17 protein-coding genes are annotated in these 14,464 nt (G+C 62.6%); 4 read left to right on the top strand and 13 right to left on the bottom strand.

The features are described from left to right. The first annotated feature begins 1 nt into the window (after position 1). Positions 2-1,186: an acetate/propionate family kinase gene (locus tag V5B40_RS18780; RefSeq protein ID WP_332355920.1), complete on the top strand. Its 1,185-nt coding sequence runs from the start codon at positions 2-4 to the stop codon at positions 1,184-1,186. A 154-nt stretch (positions 1,187-1,340) separates the two neighbouring features. Here V5B40_RS18780 and V5B40_RS18775 read toward each other — a convergent pair whose 3' ends face one another. From V5B40_RS18775 to V5B40_RS18760, 4 genes are all read right to left on the bottom strand, one after another. Then, positions 1,341-1,898 carry a recombinase family protein gene (locus V5B40_RS18775; protein ID WP_332355919.1) on the bottom strand — a complete coding sequence of 186 codons (558 nt, stop codon included), beginning with the start codon at positions 1,896-1,898 and terminating at the stop codon, positions 1,341-1,343. Then, on the bottom strand, positions 1,892-2,080 hold the full coding sequence (locus tag V5B40_RS18770; protein WP_332355918.1) for a hypothetical protein: 189 nt from the start codon (positions 2,078-2,080) through the stop codon (positions 1,892-1,894). Before V5B40_RS18770 ends, V5B40_RS18775 begins: the two co-directional genes overlap by 7 nt. 197 nt (positions 2,081-2,277) lie before the next feature. Further along, the gene (locus V5B40_RS18765) at positions 2,278-2,664 is read right to left on the bottom strand and encodes a HepT-like ribonuclease domain-containing protein (RefSeq protein ID WP_332355917.1); all 387 of its coding nucleotides are present in this window, start codon (positions 2,662-2,664) and stop codon (positions 2,278-2,280) included. Continuing rightward, positions 2,661-2,951: a nucleotidyltransferase family protein gene (locus tag V5B40_RS18760; RefSeq protein ID WP_322210873.1), complete on the bottom strand. Its 291-nt coding sequence runs from the start codon at positions 2,949-2,951 to the stop codon at positions 2,661-2,663. The genes V5B40_RS18765 and V5B40_RS18760 overlap by 4 nt, the downstream gene beginning before the upstream one ends. A 159-nt stretch (positions 2,952-3,110) precedes the next feature. Between V5B40_RS18760 and V5B40_RS18755 the strand changes: the two genes are divergently transcribed. Further along, positions 3,111-5,558 carry a Tn3 family transposase gene (locus V5B40_RS18755; RefSeq protein ID WP_332355916.1) on the top strand — a complete coding sequence of 816 codons (2,448 nt, stop codon included), beginning with the start codon at positions 3,111-3,113 and terminating at the stop codon, positions 5,556-5,558. Between the two features lie 50 nt (positions 5,559-5,608). Here the strand turns inward: V5B40_RS18755 and V5B40_RS18750 are convergent, their stop codons facing one another. From V5B40_RS18750 to V5B40_RS18730, 5 genes are all read right to left on the bottom strand, one after another. Next, entirely contained in the window at positions 5,609-6,130 is a 522-nt protein-coding gene (locus V5B40_RS18750; RefSeq protein WP_332355915.1) for a GNAT family N-acetyltransferase, read from the bottom strand. Between the two features lie 82 nt (positions 6,131-6,212). After that, a complete protein-coding gene (locus V5B40_RS18745) occupies positions 6,213-6,812 on the bottom strand; it encodes a hypothetical protein (protein WP_332355914.1) in 600 nt (199 codons plus the stop codon). Positions 6,813-7,026: 214 nt separating this feature from the next. Further along, the gene (locus tag V5B40_RS18740; protein WP_332355913.1) at positions 7,027-8,274 is read right to left on the bottom strand and encodes a cation:proton antiporter; all 1,248 of its coding nucleotides are present in this window, start codon (positions 8,272-8,274) and stop codon (positions 7,027-7,029) included. Positions 8,275-8,479: 205 nt separating this feature from the next. Then, a complete protein-coding gene (locus V5B40_RS18735; protein WP_332355912.1) occupies positions 8,480-9,235 on the bottom strand; it encodes a SapC family protein in 756 nt (251 codons plus the stop codon). A 338-nt stretch (positions 9,236-9,573) separates the two neighbouring features. After that, positions 9,574-9,729 (bottom strand): hypothetical protein, encoded by a 156-nt coding sequence (locus V5B40_RS18730; RefSeq protein ID WP_332355911.1) that lies wholly within the window; start codon positions 9,727-9,729, stop codon positions 9,574-9,576. Positions 9,730-9,874: 145 nt separating this feature from the next. On the opposite strand from V5B40_RS18730, the gene V5B40_RS18725 reads away from it, so the two are divergent. Next, entirely contained in the window at positions 9,875-10,345 is a 471-nt protein-coding gene (locus tag V5B40_RS18725) for a YbaK/EbsC family protein (RefSeq protein ID WP_332355909.1), read from the top strand. Between the two features lie 146 nt (positions 10,346-10,491). Here the strand turns inward: V5B40_RS18725 and V5B40_RS18720 are convergent, their stop codons facing one another. Beyond that, on the bottom strand, positions 10,492-11,133 hold the full coding sequence (locus V5B40_RS18720; RefSeq protein ID WP_332355908.1) for an NUDIX domain-containing protein: 642 nt from the start codon (positions 11,131-11,133) through the stop codon (positions 10,492-10,494). A 145-nt stretch (positions 11,134-11,278) separates the two neighbouring features. Here V5B40_RS18720 and V5B40_RS18715 point away from each other — a divergent pair, with 145 nt between their 5' ends. Then, positions 11,279-11,761, top strand: a complete 483-nt coding sequence (locus tag V5B40_RS18715) for an aminoacyl-tRNA deacylase (RefSeq protein ID WP_332355907.1) — start codon at positions 11,279-11,281, stop codon at positions 11,759-11,761. Between the two features lie 86 nt (positions 11,762-11,847). Here the strand turns inward: V5B40_RS18715 and V5B40_RS18710 are convergent, their stop codons facing one another. The 3 genes from V5B40_RS18710 to V5B40_RS18700 form a co-directional block, all read right to left on the bottom strand. Next, entirely contained in the window at positions 11,848-12,798 is a 951-nt protein-coding gene (locus V5B40_RS18710; RefSeq protein ID WP_332355906.1) for a DNA-3-methyladenine glycosylase 2, read from the bottom strand. Continuing rightward, positions 12,795-13,463, bottom strand: coding sequence for a DNA oxidative demethylase AlkB (gene alkB / locus V5B40_RS18705; protein WP_332355905.1), 669 nt, complete (start codon positions 13,461-13,463; stop codon positions 12,795-12,797). Before alkB ends, V5B40_RS18710 begins: the two co-directional genes overlap by 4 nt. Positions 13,464-13,608: 145 nt before the next feature. Continuing rightward, positions 13,609-14,193, bottom strand: coding sequence for a YcbK family protein (locus V5B40_RS18700; RefSeq protein ID WP_332355904.1), 585 nt, complete (start codon positions 14,191-14,193; stop codon positions 13,609-13,611). Between the last annotated feature and the right edge of the window lie 271 nt (positions 14,194-14,464).

The raw sequence follows: 14,464 nt of genomic DNA, 5'->3' as shown, positions 1-14,464 counted from the left end.
AATGGGAAACGTAATTCTGGTCCTCAACGCCGGTTCCTCGAGCCTGAAGTTCTCGATCTTTAACGTCGGCGCTGCGCGTGTTCTCAGTGCCATGGCCGTCGGCCAGATCGAAGGGCTGGGCACGGCGCCGCGACTCAAAGCCAAGGGTGCCGACGGCAGTGTCATTGCCGATGAGCAGTGGACGACGAGCGAAGTCGCCAACCACGGGCAGGCTTTACAGGAGATCGCCACCCTGCTGCGTGCGCGCTTTGCAGGCCAGGAACTGGTCGGAGTCGGTCACCGCGTCGTGCATGGCGGACCGGATTACTCGGCGCCGCTACTGATCACGCCGCCGGCCATGGAGACGCTCGCTACCTTCGTGCCGCTGGCCCCGTTGCACCAGCCGCACAATCTTGCTGCCATCCGGGCGGTGGCAGAGGCCAGGCCCGAGTTGCCGCAAGTCGCCTGCTTCGATACCGCTTTTCACCGCACGCAGGAGACGGTCGCGCAGCTCTATGGTCTGCCCTATGAGTATTACGAGCGCGGTATCCGGCGTTATGGCTTCCATGGCCTGTCCTACGAGTACATCGCGGCCACTCTGCCGGAGCTGGCGCCGGAAATCGCCAGCGGACGCGTGATCGTGGCACACCTCGGCAGCGGGGCCAGCATGTGCGCGATCGACAACGGTCGCAGCGTTGGCAGTTCGATGGGCTTCACCGCCCTCGACGGACTGCTGATGGGTACGCGACCGGGCAACCTGGACCCCGGCATCATCCTCTATCTGCTGCAACAGGAAGGCATGAGCGCCAGAGACGTCGAGAGTATGCTTTACAAGCGCTCCGGCCTGCTCGGCCTGTCCGGCATCGGCAACGACATGCGCGTCCTGCAGGCGAGTGACTCGCCGCGCGCGCGGCTGGCGATCGATCATTTCGTCTATCGCATCAGCCGCGAACTCGGCGGGCTGGCAGCGGTACTCGGCGGCATCGACGCTTTCGTATTCACCGCCGGCATCGGCGAAAACAGCGCCTATATCCGCCGCCTGGTCTGCGAACAGGCGAAATGGCTGGGCATCGACCTTGACCCGGCAGCCAACGAGCAGGGCGGTGCGCGCATCAGCAGCGGCGGCAGCAAGGTTTCCGCGTGGGTGGTGCCAACCAACGAGGAACTGATGATCGCCCGCCACACCTGCCAAGTGCTCGGGCTGTAGGCAGGGTTGCACGATCGCGGCTAGCGACTGCCAGCAGCAAAGCCAGCCGCGCGGCCCACTTCAACCGCGCGGGTCTCCACCGGCGCGCGCTTCACTCTATGCTGCGCGCTTCGCTCTAATTGGGGTCGCTTCAGAAAACGGAAAAAATCGTACGCTAAGCCTGTGCCGAGGCTGGCACCCAGCGGTACAGCGTAGGCACGGATACGCCAAGGTTCTTGGCCACGTCCTTAGCTGGCACACCGCTGGCCAGCAGCTTTTTGGCTGACTCGATCTTGCTCTCGGTCATCTTGGGTTTACGACCTCCTTTGCGGCCAAGTTGACGAGCGACATCCAATCCGGCACGGGTGCGCTCGACGATCAGCTCGCGCTCCATTTCGGCGAGGCTGGCCATGACATGGAAGAAGAACCGGCCAGAGGGGGTGCCGGTGTCGATGGCGTCAGTCAGGCTCTTGAACTGGATGCCCTGCTTGTGCAGTTCGCCGACCAGATCGACCAATTGCTTGACGCTGCGCCCCAGGCGATCCAGCTTCCACACCACCAAGGTGTCGCCTTCGCGCAGAATCTCTTGCACTTTGGCTAAGCCGGGTCGATCAGCTCGCGTGCCACTTACCTTGTCCTCAAAGACTTTTTGGCACCCGGCCTTGGTCAAGGCTTCGCGCTGCAGCTCTAGGTTTTGATCCTGCGTCGAGATACGGGCATAGCCGATCAACATTGGATTGCATCAAACCATGCACCGAATGCTTGTTTTGAGGCGAACAACTGTTTGCCGGTCGGCGTATCAATGTCGAGTTGGTAGCCTTCATCGAGCAACTGCTCCATGAGGTATTTGAAATTCGCACCGGCTCTTGTCTTGCCATCGGTAACGCATTCCCATGACGCATGGATATTAAGCATCTGGGTGCTCCTCAGAGAAACATATGAGTATGCCGTCTGCACCGTTTGGCTGATGATCCGGGTCATGTGCAATCGGGGAATTGGTGTCGCTGCAGTCAGATTCAATACCTGGCTGCCCTGGGTTCACGGCAACAACCACCGTCCTGTTGCACTTCGAACAATACACATCCTGTGGTGGTGGCGGAAAACGTGAGAGATCATGGTTCCATTCCTTCGTCGTTACAGTTTTCATCATCGGCATCCTGGCGCACGGCGGGCAGTTGCTTAAGCAACTCCGGTAGCCACTCTTGGGCCGTCTCCCACACCACATCGAGGTTGATGTCGAAATAGCCGTGAGCCATTCGGTTGCGCATGCCGCGCATGTTGCGCCACGGCACCTCGGGGTGCGCCTGAGTGAACGCGACATAGCCCTCCATCACCTTCGTGGCGGCCTCGCCGATGATGATGAGGCTCATGATGACGGCCTGCTGGGTGCGCTTGTCGGCCAGGAAGTCGTCCTTGGCCAACCCTTCCACGAAGCCGCACACATCTGCTGCGGCCTGCTGTATGTGATCGATGTAATCAGGCAGACGGTTCTCATTCATACCGGCTGCGCCTCCGCGAGCACCTTGGCCCGGAACTTCGGCGGCAAGTCGCCGGGTGTTAGCAAATCAACGTGAATGCCGAGCAGCGATTCCAGATCGTCTTGCAGACCGCCTAAGTCCAATAACGTGGCACCCGGCAGCGCATCGACCAACAGGTCAAGGTCGCTGCCATCCCGGTCGGTGCCATGCAGCACCGAACCGAAGACGCGCGGATTCGCCGTGCGAAAGCGGTTCACCGCTTCGCGCACTGCACTTCGCTTCATGTCAAGCACAACGGACGGTCGCATGGGCATCCTTTCTTCTCGAAACTCATTGCAACGGTAAGGGATCGAGAATAACATTTCAAGAACTATTTTCGAGAATCGCAACGCCTTGATTTCGCGTGTCACGTTGGTGGTCTGGTGTGGCCTCTCAAATTCCCTCGTTTTCAAGAAGAAGGAAACTGCATGCCACGCCGTTCGATCCTGTCCGCCGCCGAGCGTGCCAGCCTACTGTTACCACCCGACACCGAAGATGAATTCATCCGGCACTACGCGTTCAGCGAGACCGACCTGTCGCTGATTCGCCAGCGGCGCGGCGATGCCAATCGCCGGGGCGTCGCCGTGCAGTTGTGCTTGCTCCGTTTCCCAGGTCAGGGCTTGCTGCCCGATGCCTCCATGCCAATGTCCCTGTTGCAATGGATCGGACGACAACTGCGTATCAACCCATCATGCTGGCCGCAGTATGCAGAGCGGGAGGAAACCCGGCGCGAGCATCTGCTTGATCTGCGTGCATATTTGGGCGTGGAGCCATTCGGCCTGGCGCACTACCGGCAGACCGTCCATGTCACCACCGAACTGGCATTGCAGACAGACAAGGGCAACTTGCTGGCTGTCAGCGTCCTCGACACGCTGCGCCTCCGGCACATCAGTTTGTACGGGCGCATCGGCCAGGCGTTGATCGACGCCAAGCAATCGGGCCGCGACCCGTTCGCCGCCATCGAAGCCGTCATGTCCTGGGACGCTTTCGCCGAGAGCGTCACCGAGGCGCAGAAGCTCGCGCAGCCCGAGGACTTCGATTTCCTGCATCGCATCGGCGAGAGCTACGCCACACTGCGCCGCTACGCGCCGGAATTCCTTGCCGTGCTCAAGCTTCGGGCCGCGCCCGCCGCTAAAAACGTGCTTGATGCCATCGAGGTGCTACGCGGTATGAACACCGACAACGCCCGCAAGGTGCCCGCCGATGCACCGACCGGCTTCATCAAGCCGCGCTGGCAGAAGTTGGTGATCACCGACGCCGGAATTGACCGGCGCTACTACGAACTGTGCGCCCTGTCGGAACTCAAGAACTCCCTGCGCTCGGGCGACATCTGGGTGCAGGGTTCGCGCCAGTTCAAGGACTTCGAGGACTACCTGGTGCCGCCCGAGAAGTTCGCCAGTCTCAAGCAGTCCTGCGCATTGCCGCTGCCCGTGGTCACTGACTGCGACCAGTACCTGAGCGAGCGCTTGGAGCTGCTGGAAGCGCAGCTCGCCACGGTCAACCGGATGGCGGCGGCCAATGACCTACCGGATGCCATCATCACCGAGTCGGGCCTGAAGATCACGCCGCTCGATGCAGCGGTGCCGGACACCGCGCAGGCGCTGATCGACCAAACGGCCATGATTCTGCCGCACATCAAGATTACCGAACTTCTGCTCGAAGTCGATGAGTGGACGGGATTCACCAGGCACTTTACGCACCTGAAATCGGGTGACCTGGCCAAAGACAAGAACCTGTTGCTGACCACGATCCTGGCAGACGCGATCAACCTGGGCCTGACCAAGATGGCCGAGTCGTGCCCTGGCACGACCTACGCCAAGCTCGCCTGGCTGCAAGCCTGGCATACCCGCGACGAAACCTATTCGACGGCGCTGGCCGAACTCGTCAATGCGCAGGTCCGGCATCCGTTTGCCGGGCATTGGGGCAACGGCACCACGTCATCGTCGGACGGCCAGAACTTCCGAACCGGCAGCAAGGCCGAGAGTACCGGTCACATCAACCCGAAATATGGCAGCAGTCCAGGACGGACGTTCTACACCCACATCTCCGACCAGTACGCACCATTTCACACCAAGGTGGTCAGTGTCGGCGTGCGCGATTCGACCTATGTGCTCGATGGCCTGCTGTACCACGAGTCCGACCTACGCATTGAGGAGCACTACACCGACACGGCGGGCTTCACCGATCACGTTTTTGCGCTGATGCACCTGCTGGGCTTCCGTTTCGCGCCGCGCATCCGCGACCTGGGCGATACCAAGCTCTACATTACCAAGGGCGAAGCCGCCTATGACGCCCTCAAGCCAGTGATCGGCGGCACGCTCAACATCAAGTATGTCCGCGCCCATTGGGACGAAATCCTGCGGCTGGCCACCTCGATCAAGCAGGGCACGGTGACGGCCTCGCTGATGGTCAGGAAACTCGGCAGCTATCCACGCCAGAACGGCCTGGCTGTCGCCCTGCGCGAGCTGGGGCGAATCGAGCGCACGCTGTTCATCCTGGACTGGCTGCAAAGCGTGGAGCTGCGCCGTCGCGTGCATGCCGGGTTGAACAAGGGCGAAGCGCGCAACGCGCTTGCCAGGGCGGTGTTCTTCAATCGGTTGGGCGAAATCCGCGACCGCAGCTTTGAGCAGCAGCGCTATCGGGCCAGCGGCCTCAACCTGGTGACGGCGGCTGTTGTGTTGTGGAACACGGTCTATCTGGAGCGCGCCGCGCATGCTTTGCGCGGCAATGGCCATGCCGTTGATGAGGCGCTGTTGCAGTACCTGTCGCCGCTGGGCTGGGAACACATCAACCTGACCGGCGATTACCTCTGGCGCAGCAGTGCTAAGGTAGGCGCGGGCAAGTTCAGGCCGCTACGTCCGTTCTCTGGGTCTTAACGTACGATTTTTTCCGTTTTCTGAATCGACTCCTAATTGCTGTACGCTTTCTACGCTTGAGAGAGGCGATCGACGGGCGCGTCGAGCCGTAGTCGGCAGATGACTACCGAGAAATCTTCGGGATCGGCCGAGGTCGTGAAGCCGAGGCGGTCGGCGAGCCGCAGCATCGCCGTGTTGGCGCGCAGCACGAAACCTTCCATTTCCACCAGTCCGCGCGCTTTCGCCGCAGCGATCAGCGCACTCATCAGGGTGCGCCCAAGGCCGGTTCGAGCGTATGCGGCGGTGACGGTGACCGCGAACTCGCAGCTCGCCGGATCCGGGCCAATCATCAGGGAGCTGCCGCCCACGACGTCGATCCCATCGTCAGCCGGGATGGTGGCGACGATGCCGGTACCGCGCTCGGGAATGAATGCGAGCACCCTGCGCAAGCGCTTCACGTCGGGTTTGCGGACCACGTGCATGAAGCGCATATAGCGGGTTTCCGGGTCCAGTCGCTCGAAAAATTGCATGAGTTCACCCTCATCCGAGCAGTGCATCGGACGCAGGTGCACCGCACGTCCATCGCGCAGCACGACATCAACATCATTGAACGAGGGGGAGCTCACTTGCCTTTATCTCCGGGTGTGCTGGACAGGAATCGACCTTGTCGCCGCGTCAGTTCAGGTCCGGATCGACGTAATAGGCGGCGGCACCCCAGTTGGCCTGGAGCGCGAAGCCTTTCTCGGTCAACTGGTAGACGTCGATGTAGGGATTGAAGGAGATGGTTCCTCCCGCCGAGCCGGCGGTCGCGGACGCGCCGACATCGCCGCCTGCCTTGCCGCCGATCTTGAATTGATCGAGAGCTGCCGCAGACTTGAAGACGAAGATTTGATACATGGTCTGGTAGCCCAGACCGGGGCCGGTACCGGCGCGAATCGCCTGCATGTAGGTTGGCTTGCCGGTCGCATTGTCGAAAATCACGCCCGGGCCGCGTGAGCCGACGACGACGAGCGCGTTGACCATGGTGATGTCGAAGACGCCATAGCCGACGGCGCCCTTGATGACGGCACGAGCGTCGGGCTGCGTTGCGTAAAGCTTGTCGAGCGCGGTCTTCGCCATGGCCAGCGTGTCTTTGCGCTCCTGCTTGATTTGTGCGCTGTCGAGATTGCGTGACTCGGGCTGCGTCTCGACGCTCGAGCAAGCGGACAGCACGCCCAGTGAAGCGACGAGAAAGAGTGCGGCGAGGTTCTGCTTGAGTCGGGCGGGTTTGTTCACGTGGGTTCCTTGCTAAGTGATTTGGGGGTCGCAGAAAACAGGGCGGCCAGAAGGGAAGCGTATTATATCCGCTGGCCGCTGCGTGGGCGACGACAGGAGGCTGATCGCCGGCCCGATTCCGATCCTGGTCCCGGTCCCGATTGCGGCTGCGAGCGCCAAATGCTTTGTCCCCCCGCCTGCCTTCGACGGATTGCTATTTCCTTATTTCGCTATTTCATTTCTCTCCCGGCGTATTGATGGCTGCGTGTTCCGGAGCGTCTGCTGGCAGTGCCTTGCAACTGCGGGTGTAGCGCTCGATGCCCGTCTTGGCGCTCAAGCCATGCGCGACAACGCTGAGCAGCACGGTAGCCATCACCGCCAGACGGATGGTGTTCTCGCCTGGCAGGTTCGCCTGCTGCTCCAGGTAAACCAGCCCGAGGACGATCGACGCCAGGCCGCGCGGGCCGAACCAGCCGAGGAAAAGCACCGTTGCGCGACTGAGCCCGATGCCGGCAACGGCCAGCGCGACAGGCAGCATGCGCACGACCGTCAGGCTGAGAACGGCGTAGAGGACGATGAGCGGAGTGAAATCCTGCCAGTCGAGCGCGAAGAGCAATCCGAACAGGAAGAAGACGAACCAATTGAACAGCTGCCCCCAGCCTTCGGTGAACTCGACGCTGTGGCGCCCGACTTTCGGGAAGCCGACCTGTGCCGCCAGGCCGGCCACGAAGGCGGCGATGAACATGCTCGCCCCGGACTCCTCGGCGGCCAGTATGCACAGGAGCGGCATCGCCACGACGCCAAGCTGGCCAAGCTCGGGCGACATCCACTGCCGGCGCTGCGCCAGCCCCATCAGCAGACCTCCGCCGAGCCCGATCGCCAGTCCGATCGCGGTTCCGTAGCCAATCTGTTCGAGGAGAAAATGCGCCAGGACGCTGCGTGCGCCGACACCTTCCTCGATGGCTGCAGCGAGAGCAATGAACAGCATCAGGAAAGGAACCGCCAGTCCGTCGTTGAGCCCTGCCTCGACGTTCAGCGCCTGCCGTATGCGCGCCGGCACGCGCGGGCTGTTGACGATGATCTGTCCGAGGCCGGCGTCGGTGGGCGCAAGAATCGCGGCGAGAATGCCGGCCTCCCACCACGACAGTCCGGCGAAGCACGCCATCGCCGCCGCCGCCCCGAGCAGTATGGTGAGCAGCATGCCGACGCTGAGCAAACGCACCGGCAACCTGCGGTTGTCCTGCAAGGCGCGGCGGCTGATGTGCGAGGCGTCGGTGAACAAGGTCATCACCAGGCCAACTTCGGCGATCAGCAGCAGCGCCTTGCGGTCGAGGAACAGTTCCCTGGACGCTGCCGGGAAGAGCAACATCAGCACACCGGCCGCGGTGAACAGGAGGGGAGCGGTAAGCGGCGTGCTTTCCAGCCGGCGCGACACCAGGCTGTAGCCGAAGACCAGGACGATGAATGCGGCAGTGATCAACATGCGGGCTTGTTCCCCAGGCAAAGAACGATTAAGCGAAGGCCGCCGTTCAGGAGGCGAAGTGATGCGAGCGGCAGCCGGGCGTCCCGCTTGCCGACATCACTCTCCCGCAGCCACCGTCATTACCGTCATTGCGAGGAGGCGCGGGAATGTGGAATGGGCAACGTGGTAACGGGGCAATATGGAAGGTCGAATGGGAAGGGCGGAATCAGGCGGCATCGGTCGCTGGCTGCTCGTCGGCGAGGGTCCCGACCAGGCGGTCCTTGACGGTGTTGAAGTTGCGCAGGGACGCCAGATGCAGGTACAGCAACTCGAGCTCGTCGCTCTTCACGAGCTGCTGCAGGGTCTCGCCGGAAAGTGCGCGCAGTTTGTCGCGGCCGACGACCATGAAACCGCCGAGGCTCAGTTTCTCTCCCTTCGGCGTGCTGACGGTCGCCTGCATCGGTTCGAGCAGCCCGAGATCCTTGAGGCGGCGACCGAAAACCCGGGTGCGTTCGAATTGCGCCTGATAATCCTTGAGAAATTCGAGCACCTTGTCGACGTAGGGCGTCGGCTTGCCGTCGTCGCCGAAGAGGGCGTTGCCGCGGCCTTCGCGGTTCACGCCGGGGTGCGACTCGTCGATGCACAGGGTGAGCGATTTGCCGTCGGCCGTGGATGCAAAAACAAAGGGATAGCGGCGGATAAAGGCCGGAATGTAGTCGGCCTTCCAATGCCCGTCCGGCGCCAGGTAGAGGTTTTGCTCGTTGCGTATGCCGAGTATCACCACCGGCATGAGTCCGTCGCCGTCGGCGGCAAAGACGACAGCGTACTCGGCCGTGGCACGCGGAAACTCGACTGCCATCAGCGGCACGGCATTGATAGCCGCGCTGAAGGCATAGCTGTCGCTCCCTTCCAGGGACATGCCGGCATGACGCGTCGCGGAAACCGGCACTGCCGTTTCATAGATCAATAACTGTTTGGCCACGAATATTTACTCCTGTTGTTAATAGGCGACGTGCGGGGCACGCCATTACGGTTCATTGCTGTGATTTCTGCCGCTTGTCGCTTGCCGCTTGCCGCTTGCCGCTCGTCCCTCGCCGATCCCGGCGCCGGGAGCCCGAAGCCGGGACAAAAAACGTGGGACAAAACTCCCGTTGCAATCCTCGCTCCACCAGCGCTGGCAGGCGGAGCACGTATCGAGAGGCTCAGGCCCGATTCAGCACCTCGATTGTCGGCGATAGCGGCAGCGAGATTTCCACGTGCCCCCGTAGTGAAGCGTTTGGCTGGCGTTGTCCGTCATTCTTGCCGAGATGATCAACAAAGTCACGCCACCAGTTGGAAGATCTCGCCGGTGTCGCAGGCGCGGCTCCTCAGCAGCGAAATATCGGCGCTGTCAAGGCAATCTTGCGGATGGAAGAAGGTGACAACGTGTTTTCGCATCGGGGTGAGGGCGGCGCCAAGCACTGAAATCGTTGCCAAGGGTCATCACCGTCGAGATTTGCATCTGAAGTATCGCATGCGTGCCTTCCAGGGCGGACAAGGCGAGGGCTTGCCGGGCGGAGCTTGCGCCGCTAATATCCAGCGCGCGCCCATCTGGCTTGGCGCGTGTTTTACGAGACCCGCAATGAGCTTGCAATCCGTACGTGATTTCTTTTCCGCCCGCGATCTGGATCTGCCGATCATCGAATTGGCAGTCAGCACCGCCACGGTTGCCCTGGCTGCCGACGCGCACGGCGTCGAGCCTGGTCGCATCGCCAAGACCCTCGCTTTTCGCCTGGCCGATGGCCGGGTCATCATTCTCGTGGCACGCGGTGATGCCCGTATTGATAACCGCAAGTTCAGGGCGGCCTTCGGGAAAGGCAAAATGTCGCCGCCGGAAGAGGTTGTCGAGCTGACCGGGCACCCGGTGGGCGGCGTCTGTCCCTTCGGTTTGGCGCAACCGCTAGCGATCTATCTGGATCAATCGCTACAGGACTTCGACGAGGTCTTGCCCGCTGCCGGTGCGCTCCACACGGCCATCCGGATCAGTCCCGCACAGTTGGCAGTGGTGACCAAGGGCGAGTGGGTCGATGTCTGCCGGCTGCGCACTCCCTGATCTGTTTCCCCTGCCCGCCATTTCGCGCAGCAAAGTCTTCCCGCGCAAACGACCCGAACTGCCACCTGTAGTGTAAGCGCAAGCGTGTAATCGCAAGCCTCGGTTCGGCCAGCGACCTGTTCCCCTCAACCCTAGTGGGGGAGGGCCTAGCCATCGACGCCACCGCGCGCACGGTCAAGCTCCCCTCCCCCCTCGCGGGGGAGGGGCTGGGGGAGAGGGGGGATCCGCTGCTCGTTGTCAAGCCAGGCGAGCGCCAGTCCAGCCCACAGGGACAAGGGCTGCGTTGCCATCGCCGCCAGTGCTTCGCTGCGAGCCAGCACGAGCGGACGGATATCCTCAGTTTCGTGCGCCAGGCCATGGCATCCGGCAACGCTGCCAGTATCCACCGCCGCGCAATAGAGATGCACGCGTTCGCTGGACAGGTGTGGCGCCGTGAGATAGACGCCGATGGGCACGATGGCGGTCGGCGTCAGCCCTGACTCTTCAGCGATTTCGCGCCTGATCGTGTCGAGGGGCGTCTGCCCGGCCTCGATGCGGCCAGCGACAATGTCGATCAGCCACGGGTTTTCTCCCGCCAGGTGCGCGCCCGCACGATACTGTTCAACGAGCACGACCTTGTCGGTGCCGGCGTCGTAGAGGAGGGCGGCAGCGACGTCACTTCGATGCAGGACTTCCCGCAGTAACGGGCCGCTGCTGCCTCCGTCAAAAAGATCGTGCTCGACGGTGAGGCGACGAAGCTCAAAAAACCCCCGGTAAGCGGCGTCGATGCGCAGGATGCTTGCTTTCATTGGTTTGCTTTGCTTGGCATTTGGCCATTGTGGATGAACTCGGCGAGTAAGACCACTGCGGCAGCGAGCGAGCCTGCGCGCTCCTGAGCGCTCCAGGCGGCGGTGGTCTGGTGCGCCGGGATGCTCTCGGCTTAGAATTGCGGCCATGTCGCAGGAAAAACTCCCGGTTACGCAGGCCATACGCGTCTTGCGCGCGGCGCGTGTCGCTTTCACTGATCACCCTTACGCCTACGAAGAGCAGGGCGGCACGGCCGTCAGTTGCCGCGAACTGGGCATCGCTGAGCATGCGGTGATCAAGACGCTGGTCATGGAAGATGACGGGAAGCGGCCGCTGATCGTGCTTATGCACGGCGATCGTGAGGTGTCGACCCGGCAGCTCGCGCGTCATATCGGCGTCAAGACGATCTCGCCGTGCAGCCCGGCGGTAGCCAATCGACACTCCGGTTACCTGCTTGGCGGCACCAGCCCTTTTGGCACGCGCAAGGCGATGCCGGTGTATGTCGAGCGCAGCATTCTCGAACTCGAGAAGATCTACATAAACGGCGGTCGTCGCGGTTATCTGGTGGGTATCGCGCCGCGGGTGCTGGTCGAGGTGCTCAAGCTGGAATTGGTTGCGGTGGCTGTTTGAGGCGCGGCGGGGTGAGTATTTTGGCTCGGCTCGTGCTGGGCACGATTTGCCCCTTCTCCCCAACCCCTCTCCCACGAGGGGAGGGGCTAGGCGGGCGTGGGCATGGCCCAGAGGTGGGCGGCGACCAGGGCTCGCCAGGGTGTGAACGGTGCCAGCCAGTCGCGCGCTTGCGCTTCGCTGATTTTCTCGGGGGATGCGAGCAGCGCTTGCAGTTTGCGGCGCACGGCGACGTCGCCATGCAGAGATCCGTCGAGGTTGCCGAATCCGCGCAGCAGGGCGTAGTTGACGGTCCACGGGCCGATCCCGGGCACGCCGAGAAGCTGCTCGCGGATTTCGTCGATTGGCAGCGTCGTCAGCCATGCGGCCAAGGGCAGCTTGCCGCTGCGCACCCCTTGCGCAAGGGAGCGCAAGCTACGCGTCTTGGTCATTGAGAAACCGGCCCGTCGCAAGTCATCCTCGCTCAGTGCAGCGATCTGCCTGGCCTCCGGATAGCAAAACAGACCGCTCGAATGGCGCAGGCCGGTCGCGACAATCAGTTTTCGCCGCACCGAGACAGCGGCCCTGACGCTGATTTGCTGGCCGGTAATCGCCCAGGTCAAGGCTTCGAAGGGCGTGGCCGTCAGTGGTACGCGCAAACCGGGACGGCCGGCAATCAGCGGGCCGAGCTGTGGATGCTGGTGATAACGGCTGGCGAACTGCTCGACGTCCTGCGTCAGGCCGAGCATGCGGCGCAGCATGGCCTGGAAGGCGGCTTCGCTGCTCGTGGCCGCGTTGCCATTGATGCCATTGATGCCATCGCTGCCCTCGCTGTCGTCGATGTCGTCGATGTCGTCGATGTCGAGTTCGGCCGTGGCCATGTCTGCCGCCAAATGAATGCTGAGACAAGCCGGCGCGTCCGCCCAGAGCAGGCCCTTGTGCAGGGAGCTGGCGGTGACACGTTCGGCAATTTCCTGCGCATCACGGCGGTGGAAAGCCAGAATGTCGCCGGCTCGAAAAGATGCGGGCAGGGGTATTGCGCAGCTGAAGCGGATGCTCATTGGCGGCCCGGCGGGCCCGCTTTGCGGAAAGTGAGGTTGATGCGGCAATTCCCGGTCTCCGGGAAGAGCCCATGCTTGAGTGTTTGTACGCCGTGGTAACGCAGGCGGGCAGGGCCGCCCCAGACGACGACATCGCCGTGCGCCAGCAGGACGCGCGTCGTCGGCTCCTTGCGCTTCAGTCCGCCGAAGAGAAAAACAGCCGGCAAGCCGAGCGACACCGAGACAATCGGCGCTTCGCGATCGCGCTCGTCCTTGTCCTGGTGCAGCGAGAGCTTGCTGCCCGGTTCATAGCGGTTGATCAGGCAGGCATCCGGCGTGAAGCCAGGAAAACCGGCTGCGGCGGCTGCCATCTGGGCAAGCTGGCAGAAAACCTCGGGCATTGCCGGCCACTGCCGCCCGCTGTCGGGATCGAGCGGCGAATAGCGGTAGCCCTGGCGGTCGCTGACCCAGCCGAGCGCTCCGCAGTTGCTCATGGCTACCGACATGTGCAAAGCGCCGGGCGTCTGCATGCGGCGAAAGGGCGCTGCCGCGGCGATCTCGTCCACCGCGGCGAGCAAGGCCGGTGCTTGCGCGTGCGCGCAGCCATGCAGCAGCATGGCGCCGTCGGCGAGGATGTCCCGGCGCTGATCTTCGCTGTCAAGGCGGGAAAACAGGTCGTCGATCATTTTCTGCACTTTCGCGCGGAGGTCGTGGCGGTCGCGGCGGAGGTCGGGCCTTGCCGACGCGGGCTCTCGGCGCTGCTGCCTGCCGGCGGCTATCCTTGTCCTGCACGGCGGTGCTGGCGATGGCCAGGCAATGGCTGGCTGCCGCTCAGCTCCGCGCCGCGCCCCAGGTACGAAAGTCGCCGGTGTCGACGTGCAGGAAGTCGGCTCTGGGGTAATAGCCGACGCCGCCAATTCCCAGGTCCACTGCCGCCTGGCTCAGGCGCGCCGTATCGAAACCCACCAGGCGCACATCAATGGCACGTCCGTCCATGTGCAGGCTATTCTTGGCGACGCCGCGCCTGTGGCTACGCAGCGATGCGTTAGTGAGCGGTGAGCGGTAGCCTGATATGATTTCGAAGGTTTCGCCGCCGCAACGCGTGCGCAGTGCATGCAGAATATCGAACAACTGCGGATCCATGTGGATCATCTCGCCGGAGCGGTGGTCGCGCAGCAGCCAGTTCATGCGCTGAATGGCGGGGGCGATGTAGCCGCGGTTGTCGCGAAAAACGACGTCGAGCAATTCGTCGGTGTGCGTGTGGCGAAACTTCAGTTGGTATTTGGCGGTGCCGGCGCTGGCTGAGCGGAAGGGCAAGGCCAGCGGGAGAGCGGCTAATCCCTTCAGAAGTAAACGACGATGTGGTACGGTCTTGCGGTGCGCAGTGCCATGCGAGTGCGTGGAGTGATCGGGCATAGGTCAGATTTATCCGGAAAACGCGTGAAGCGGCCATTTTACCCGATCTTGCGCCGATGTTGACCGTATCGCGCACGCTGGCTTGTATTTGGTCGAGTGCTTTGAAGAATTGCTTTGAAGAACTTCGTCGCTTCTTGCCTCTCCAAGCCACGTTGCCGGTGCGCGCTGACAGGCGCTGTTCGCTGGCTCCTTGGCGGTTTGGCGGCCTGGCGCTGGGCCGGGCGCTGAGAAATTCAGGCGGCAGCAAGCGGTTGCTGCATATGTGTAGTAA

Origin of the sequence: Candidatus Accumulibacter meliphilus (assembly GCF_036625345.1) — a bacterium.
Taxonomy (GTDB): Bacteria; Pseudomonadota; Gammaproteobacteria; order Burkholderiales; family Rhodocyclaceae; genus Accumulibacter; species Accumulibacter meliphilus.
The sequence above is the reverse complement of the archived record's forward strand: the minus strand, read 5'-3'. Positions and strand labels throughout refer to the sequence as shown.

Bases quoted from the DNA above. Each gene is read 5' to 3' on its own strand.
- V5B40_RS18780 (WP_332355920.1), top strand. From the start codon at position 2: ATGGGAAACGTAATTCTGGTCCTCAACGCCGGTTCCTCGAGCCTGAAG.
- V5B40_RS18775 (WP_332355919.1), bottom strand. From the start codon at position 1,898: ATGTTGATCGGCTATGCCCGTATCTCGACGCAGGATCAAAACCTAGAG.
- V5B40_RS18770 (WP_332355918.1), bottom strand. From the start codon at position 2,080: ATGCTTAATATCCATGCGTCATGGGAATGCGTTACCGATGGCAAGACA.
- V5B40_RS18765 (WP_332355917.1), bottom strand. From the start codon at position 2,664: ATGAATGAGAACCGTCTGCCTGATTACATCGATCACATACAGCAGGCC.
- V5B40_RS18760 (WP_322210873.1), bottom strand. From the start codon at position 2,951: ATGCGACCGTCCGTTGTGCTTGACATGAAGCGAAGTGCAGTGCGCGAA.
- V5B40_RS18755 (WP_332355916.1), top strand. From the start codon at position 3,111: ATGCCACGCCGTTCGATCCTGTCCGCCGCCGAGCGTGCCAGCCTACTG.
- V5B40_RS18740 (WP_332355913.1), bottom strand. From the start codon at position 8,274: ATGTTGATCACTGCCGCATTCATCGTCCTGGTCTTCGGCTACAGCCTG.
- V5B40_RS18725 (WP_332355909.1), top strand. From the start codon at position 9,875: ATGAGCTTGCAATCCGTACGTGATTTCTTTTCCGCCCGCGATCTGGAT.
- V5B40_RS18720 (WP_332355908.1), bottom strand. From the start codon at position 11,133: ATGAAAGCAAGCATCCTGCGCATCGACGCCGCTTACCGGGGGTTTTTT.
- V5B40_RS18715 (WP_332355907.1), top strand. From the start codon at position 11,279: ATGTCGCAGGAAAAACTCCCGGTTACGCAGGCCATACGCGTCTTGCGC.
- V5B40_RS18710 (WP_332355906.1), bottom strand. From the start codon at position 12,798: ATGAGCATCCGCTTCAGCTGCGCAATACCCCTGCCCGCATCTTTTCGA.
- alkB (WP_332355905.1), bottom strand. From the start codon at position 13,463: ATGATCGACGACCTGTTTTCCCGCCTTGACAGCGAAGATCAGCGCCGG.
- V5B40_RS18700 (WP_332355904.1), bottom strand. From the start codon at position 14,193: ATGCCCGATCACTCCACGCACTCGCATGGCACTGCGCACCGCAAGACC.